Raw genomic sequence first — 6643 nt, 5'->3', positions numbered from 1 at the left:
ACAACTTTGGCCACCCTACTGTCAAGGTGGTAGGTGGTAGGGTGGGCAAAAGCATTTTGGTTGAAATCAGTATTAATGATTAGACAACTTTGGCCACCCTACTGTCAAGGTGGTAGGGTGGGCAAAAACATTTTGGTTCAAATCAGTATTAATGATTAGACAACTTTGGCCACCCTACTGTCAAGGTGGTAGGTGGTAGGGTGGGCAAAAGCATTTTGGTTCAAATCAGTATTAATGATTAGACAACTTTGCCCACCCTACTAACTCTATTGGTATCTGTGCAGCTCAACCATTAGTTGTTATGATTGGGAACTAACCCAAAAAATCCCAAGGGAGGGAAAGTTGACCGAATTTCTAGATTTTCTTAAGCACAAATATGCTTATGTTGCCATTGGTGAATTCAAGCCAGGCAAATTTCAAGAAGCTCAGGATCTTTACGAGAAAGCTGTATCTACCTATATCCAAGGGTTCAAAGGCGCTTACCTACTGCAAGAACCGGGAACCGATAGAGGCATTGCTGTGATCTTTTGGGAAAGCATAGCAGACATGGAAGATCATCAAAGTGAAGCCTATGAGGCAATCTTAAACCAAATGTCTCACTTGTTTACCAAAGCTCCCACCACATCGTTCTACGAAGTTTGCAGTGAAATCCAGCCTCCCAATTAGCTGGAGAATTGAGAATTGAGAATTGAGAATTTAGAATGAAGAATTTAGAATGAAGAATTTAGAATGAAGAATTTAGAATTTAGATCGCATTAGCCGTAGGGTGCGTTAGGGGCGGAAAGCCTCTGATTTTTTGCCTCGTTGCCAGGGTTGACATAGCCAGCCCCGTAACGCACCACCTGTCCAGTGCGATCGCATTCAACAAAATATATACAAATAATATCTCAAGAGCGGATGGGGGGAATCGAACCCCCATCATCAGCTTGGAAGGCTGAGGTTTTACCACTAAACTACATCCGCACTGTTTCCAGCACTTCTAGCATCATAACATAAGAAAATCAAAGTGCCACATTTTTTAGATCAAAAATCTGAACTCTTGCCTCTTGCCTTCCCCTCCTGGGAGGGGTTAGGGGTGGGTTCCTCTTGCCTGTTCCCGACAACTGCCACGAAGTCTACTAATGACTAATGGTCAGTTGGAAGCGATAAGCTTGCACAACTGCCTGACCTGCCATGTAAGTGGGGGCAAACAGCCAATCGCGAATCACTTGCTGTGCCAGTTGCTGAGCCTGCTCAATACTAATATTGCCTTGCCGCACTTGAATATAGTCCGGTAGCAGTTCCGGTTTACCATTTGCATAAATTAACACCACCACCTTCAACACTAACTCTTCCGATAAATCAATACCTGTCAAATTCAGCTCCTGAGCGGAAAATTCCGTTTGGTTAGCTGGTAGCGGTAGAGCCAATTGGTCTGGAATATCGTGATTCGGATTAGTCAGACCAAAGTTACTCATCTTAGCCAGAAAGCTATCTTTTGATGCCGACTCTTCCGGGATGCTGGAAGCCGGTGGCTGAATCGGTGGTGGCAGAGGTAAGGGTGAAGGTAGGGGGGTTTGGATTACTGGAATAGGCTTAACAGGAGTGATCGGAGTTGTTGGTTCAGGTGCGGGTACAGGTATAGTTAATTGATAATCTGTTGGCAGTGTTAGGTCTTTAACTGGTAAGCTTTCCTCTGTTGGTGTTGGATCTAAGTCAGGCTCAGTGCTATCAATGGTAGAGTTAGAGAGAGTTTGGTGATTAAGATTCCCCTCTGACCTAGGACTGGTGAGAGCTAAATCAGTGCTTTGATGGATTAGAGCTGTTGATCGGTCTTCTGGTGATGTCTCTTGCTCAGCTATGTCTTCCGGAATGATATCAATCAGATCTATGGCAATCAAATCCTGACTGGGTTGCGAACTCTCGAAGCGCCCCATCAAGAGCATATACAGTATCCACAAGAAGCATAGATGAATGACAATAGATGCCAAAACCATTGCCAACCATAGCATTGGCCGGTGGCAGTGAGGTGGTTCAGGTAAATTAGGGGGATTATTTGGGGGCAAATGTTTTGGCGTTGCTGATTATGCGTATGGTTTTGCCCCCCTAGCCCCCCAATTCTGCGGTGCGACCCGTGGCGAATTTAATTCGCCGACGGAAAGCGCACCGGTGGGGGAACAAAACTATGAAGCGATGCAGCGCGGTCTTGGGGAGGCAGCGCGGTCTTGGGGGTTCCCCCCACTCGCTATTGCCGTGGTTTCCCCCACTCGCTATTGCATCAAGACAAGTCCCCCAGAATTGGGGGACCCACGGGGGCTTTAAGACAACCAAATTATCGCACATTCATTCCTTAATTCAGCAACGCCAATGTTTTAGGGTCATTCCTAGCTAGAGCGTTGATTGAGAAATGCAATATAAGCATCAGCTATCAGCTATCAGCTATCAGCTTTGGGCCTGTGGCCACGCTAAACCGAACAGTTTATGCCCATAGCGCACGCTACTGTTCGCGCAGCGTGCGCGTAGCGCAATCGGTGCTTTTAGCTGAGGGCTGAGGGCTGAGGGCTGACGGCTGACGGCTGAATGCAAGATAAGATCAAGCTCCCATCCCAGAATAATGCTTTAACCCCTTACGCCATAACCAGCGGTTGACTAGGAAAAATACCAAACTCCAACCTAGAATTATCAAGATTCCCCCCACCACATTCACTGGTAAACCAATAAATAGTGCTGCTGGGAAGTGCATCAAATAAGGGAAGGGTGTCCACTGGGCAATTTGCCGTACCAAAGGAGGAAAGACTTCCAACGGAGCAATTAACCCAGAAAGAAATAAGTAGAGCAAAAATGATAATTCTTCAATAGCACTAGCTCGTTCTGTCCAAAAGGCGAACATGGCAAAGGTATACTGCATCAAAAAGCGTAGGGCAAAGCTCATTGCTACCACCAGGCAACCGAGTAACAAATTGCCAAGATTCGGTAGCCAAGCTGCTTGGGGATACAGCAGAAAAAACAAACCGATTAGCCCTAGGTTAAACGGCATACGGATAAATCGTTCTGCTAAGTGAGCGGCTACGTGATGCCACACTGGATCAATTGGCTGTAGTAATCGTGGGGAAAGTTTCCCTTGCAACACTTGTTCTTGAAATTCAAAAATAACCCATACCAAGTTGAACTGGCGGATAAAAAACACTGAGATAAAGTAACGGGCAAATTCTGTAGAATTCAGACCAAATTCTGCTTCTTGGGATGCCTTGATCCAAATCCCCATTAGAATCAGAGGTAACAGATTCGACAGTACCCAAAAAAATATTTCTGCCCGATATTCCATCATATGGGCGTAATAAACACTCAGGAAGGTTTTAACGATTCTTAGGACGCGCTTCATTTATTTTAGATAGTAGGGAGTAGGGAGTAGGGAATCGGGAATCGGGAATCGGGAATCGGGAACTTCCAATCAAAAAAATCTAAATTTTACAGTCTAAATTATTAATTATTAAGGCTGCATTATTAAGGCTACATTATTAATTTTTAATTCTTAATTCTGCCTTCTAAATTCTTAATTTTTAATTCTTAATTTTTAATTCTTAATTCTGCATTATGACCGACAACCTTTAACCAGCTAACCTTTGCAGCAAAGTTCACTCTACTACTCCTGCCTGGAAAACACGACCAATAACTTCTTCAATGGGAGGGTCAGTTACGCTTAAATCTATCACCTCCAGCTCAGCGAGAATCCGAGCCACAGTCTCGGTAAGCACTTCCCGACGCACTAGGAAACGCACGTGGTGACCATCTATTTCTTTGAGTTCACCATAGCGCTGTAAAGACATTTCCTGGCCATTCTTTACCTCAGGTAAGGGCTGGGCAAGTTCTACCGTGATCTCACGATAGGGAGCAAAGCGGTCAAGTAATCCGTCTAGAGAGCCATCATAAATCAGCCGACCTTCATGGATTAGTAGCACCCGTTGGCAAAGAGCAGTGATATCGGCCATGTAGTGACTGGTTAAGAGTATTGTTGCTCCTGTGCGTTGGTTGTACTCCCGCAAGAAATCCCGCACGGCCAGTTGAGCATTGACATCTAATCCTAAGGTAGGTTCATCTAAAAATAGAACTTGGGGTTGGTGTAGCAGTGCTGCTAGTAGTTCCGCTTTCATGCGCTCTCCTAGGGAGAGTTTTCTTACTGGCTGAGTGAGTTTCCCTTCTAGGGAGAGCATCTCAGTAAGTTCCCCAACTCGATACTTATAGTCAGTATCAGAAATACCATAGACAGCGGCATTGATTCTCAAGGAATCTAGGGCTGGTAAGTCCCAAAGCAACTGTTGCTTCTGCCCCATAACTAGGGTAATTTTTTTCAAAAAGCCTGGTTGACGTCGTTTGGGAATGTAATCCACAACTCTGACTCGACCCTTAGACGGATGAATCAGTCCAGTGAGCATCTTGAGAGTAGTGGTTTTGCCAGCACCATTAGGCCCTAAGAATCCGACCACTTCTCCAAAGCCAATTTCAAAAGAAACGTCTTGGACAGCTTTGACTGAACGGTAGGTACGGCGGAAGAAATGGTTTAAGGTACCTTTTAGTCCTGGTTGTTTGATTGCTACTGGGTAGATTTTGCTGAGGTTTTCGACAATAACAATAGACATGAAGGACACAGGGAGTAGGGAGTAGGGAGTAGGGAGTAGGGAGTAGGGAGTAGGGAGTAGGGTTAAGGTTGTCGAATTTTTCTTGTTACATCATCTGCTAAGCAGATGATGTAAACCTGCATGGTCTTTTTTGATTGGAGAATAAAACTGAGGCTCTCTTGCCTCTTGCCTCTTGCCTGTTGCCTTTGAGAGTATCTTCACAACCCAGACACAAAAGCTATATCTTATCAAAGATACCCAGCTTGAGATGATGTCGGGGATGATTGGCTTCAGCTTCTGCCATGGCAGCTTCCCCTTGGCTAATCGCTTCTGGGCCTACCGACTCATCTCCAGCTAATTCTTGAGCTAATTCTTGCAAACGCGATCGCAAGCAGAACATTGCCGCACTCAGATGCCGTGAATTATTTTCCTGCCATTCACCCATGCTTGACCTATGCTCACCTTCACCAGAATACATTCCACACTATCCACACCAGCTTCCACAGTCAAGACCAGTAAGCTATCAGCGGTCAGCGGTCAGCGGTCAGCGGTCAGCCTAATGCAGACGTAACTCATATTAAAAAAATGGTTACCTGTTTGATTCAAAAGCACCTCAAGTAGCACCATCTGTAGCGCATTAGCTGAATCCTGATAACTGATAACTGAAAGCTGAAAGCTGAAAGCTGAAAGCTGAAAGCTGAAAGCTGAAAGCTGAAAGCTGAAAGCTTACCAGTCAAGACCAAAAAAAATAGCCGTGGAAAATACTTCCACGACTACAAACGTAAACCAATTCAAGGCAATGACTACAAACGTAAAGCAATTTAAGGCGATGTAGCATCTACTGATTAATTCTAGTTTACGAGGAATTTAGGCTAAACCCCTCTGTGGCTCTGACCCCTCATAACAAGGCATAGTACAAAACCAATAAACTAGTCTTAACTGTCGCACCTGGGGGGAAGACCCCCCAGCTACGTTATAAGTTTAATCTAGAATCAGATTGCGCTGCAAAATACAAATGTATTCCCCAGGATTGTAGGTCCGTTGGAGTGGACTCCACTCGCTGACTGTGGCATAGCCCAGAGTCTGCAAATTCCTGATTGTGATATAAATCGCCCGCTTAGAACCAGTCAAGGTATGTTTAATTGGTTCTTGGTAGGGATAAAACCCATGAGAAGCTGGGAGAATTATTTCACTAGATTGATTCGGAAAAGGTGAAACAATGAAATTGGTGTACATCGCCTTAAAATTAGGACGTTAGTGTTCATTAGTTATTTAAACATAAAAATAAACTTTGTGCAAATTCTTACATATATTTTAATATAATTGTAAGCATTCAGCATTCAGCATTTAGCATTTAGCATTCAGCATTCAGCATTCAGCATTCAGCATTCAGCATTCAGCATTCAGCATTCAGCATTCAGCATTCAATAGGCCAACGGCTGACGGCTGACGGCACCTCAAGTAGCGTGGCCAAAGGCCAACGGCTGACGGCTGAATGCTTACATATAATTTAATCATTAATTTTGTTAAATGCTAATTTGAGGTAACATAGAATCGGGAATCGGGAATCGGGAATCGGGAATCGGGATTTTCGGTAAGGGAAAAAACGGTAATTATTTTTGATAACTAAGTCTACAGTTATAGCTAAGTTTGACAGAGATAGTTGACAGAGTTAGTATAAGTAAGGATAGCAAAAGTGCTGAGATTAGGGTCAGCAAATAATTAAAATTAGATAATTTTGGATAGTTATATCTAGTATTTATTGATTACCGTTTTTTTGACATAACCCAAAATCCCTCTATAGTTGATTAACTCTTGCCTCTTGCCTTTCCCTACTCCCTACTCCCTACTCCCTACTCCCTTGATGAACATTACCATTAAAATCCCAGAGCTAAGCATAGAAGGAATGTAAGTATTCAGCCGTGAGCTTTTAGCTCACGCTATGCGAACAGCTGTCAGCTGTCAGCCGTCAGCTTAAAATAAACCTCTTTTGTAAACTTCTTTTGGTATAATTTAAGGTAAGCATATGCGCTACGCGCACGCTACTT

The 6643-nt window shown here is 44.0% G+C and carries 7 protein-coding genes and 1 tRNA gene; 2 read left to right on the top strand and 6 right to left on the bottom strand.

The window, feature by feature from the left end; genetic code table 11:
- Positions 1-342: 342 nt before the first annotated feature.
- Positions 343-666 (top strand): antibiotic biosynthesis monooxygenase, encoded by a 324-nt coding sequence (locus F6K37_RS29105; RefSeq protein ID WP_008190297.1) that lies wholly within the window; start codon positions 343-345, stop codon positions 664-666.
- Positions 667-892: 226 nt separating this feature from the next.
- On the opposite strand, the gene F6K37_RS29100 is transcribed toward F6K37_RS29105, so the two are convergent.
- Positions 893-963 (bottom strand) — tRNA-Gly (locus F6K37_RS29100).
- Between the two features lie 43 nt (positions 964-1006).
- On the opposite strand from F6K37_RS29100, the gene F6K37_RS29095 reads away from it, so the two are divergent.
- Positions 1007-1129 carry a hypothetical protein gene (locus F6K37_RS29095; protein WP_287253940.1) on the top strand — a complete coding sequence of 41 codons (123 nt, stop codon included), beginning with the start codon at positions 1007-1009 and terminating at the stop codon, positions 1127-1129.
- Here the strand turns inward: F6K37_RS29095 and F6K37_RS29090 are convergent.
- The 5 genes from F6K37_RS29090 to F6K37_RS29070 all read right to left on the bottom strand — a co-directional run bounded on the left by F6K37_RS29090 (position 1119) and on the right by F6K37_RS29070 (position 5831).
- Complete coding sequence (locus F6K37_RS29090; protein ID WP_131826881.1) at positions 1119-1976, bottom strand: hypothetical protein; 858 nt, start codon at positions 1974-1976, stop codon at positions 1119-1121. The genes F6K37_RS29095 and F6K37_RS29090 overlap by 11 nt on opposite strands.
- Before the next feature lie 596 nt (positions 1977-2572).
- A complete protein-coding gene (locus F6K37_RS29085; protein ID WP_287253939.1) occupies positions 2573-3361 on the bottom strand; it encodes an ABC transporter permease in 789 nt (262 codons plus the stop codon).
- A gap of 253 nt (positions 3362-3614) precedes the next feature.
- A complete protein-coding gene (locus F6K37_RS29080) occupies positions 3615-4616 on the bottom strand; it encodes an ABC transporter ATP-binding protein (RefSeq protein ID WP_008190292.1) in 1002 nt (333 codons plus the stop codon).
- Positions 4617-4833: 217 nt separating this feature from the next.
- Positions 4834-5040 (bottom strand): hypothetical protein, encoded by a 207-nt coding sequence (locus tag F6K37_RS29075; protein ID WP_008190289.1) that lies wholly within the window; start codon positions 5038-5040, stop codon positions 4834-4836.
- A 536-nt stretch (positions 5041-5576) separates the two neighbouring features.
- The gene (locus tag F6K37_RS29070; protein WP_008190286.1) at positions 5577-5831 is read right to left on the bottom strand and encodes a hypothetical protein; all 255 of its coding nucleotides are present in this window, start codon (positions 5829-5831) and stop codon (positions 5577-5579) included.
- Between the last annotated feature and the right edge of the window lie 812 nt (positions 5832-6643).

Source organism: Moorena sp. SIO4E2, assembly GCF_010671945.1.
GTDB classification, from domain to species: domain Bacteria; phylum Cyanobacteriota; class Cyanobacteriia; order Cyanobacteriales; family Coleofasciculaceae; genus Moorena; species Moorena producens.
Note: the sequence above shows the minus strand (reverse complement) of the source record. Positions and strands in the feature narration are given on the sequence as shown.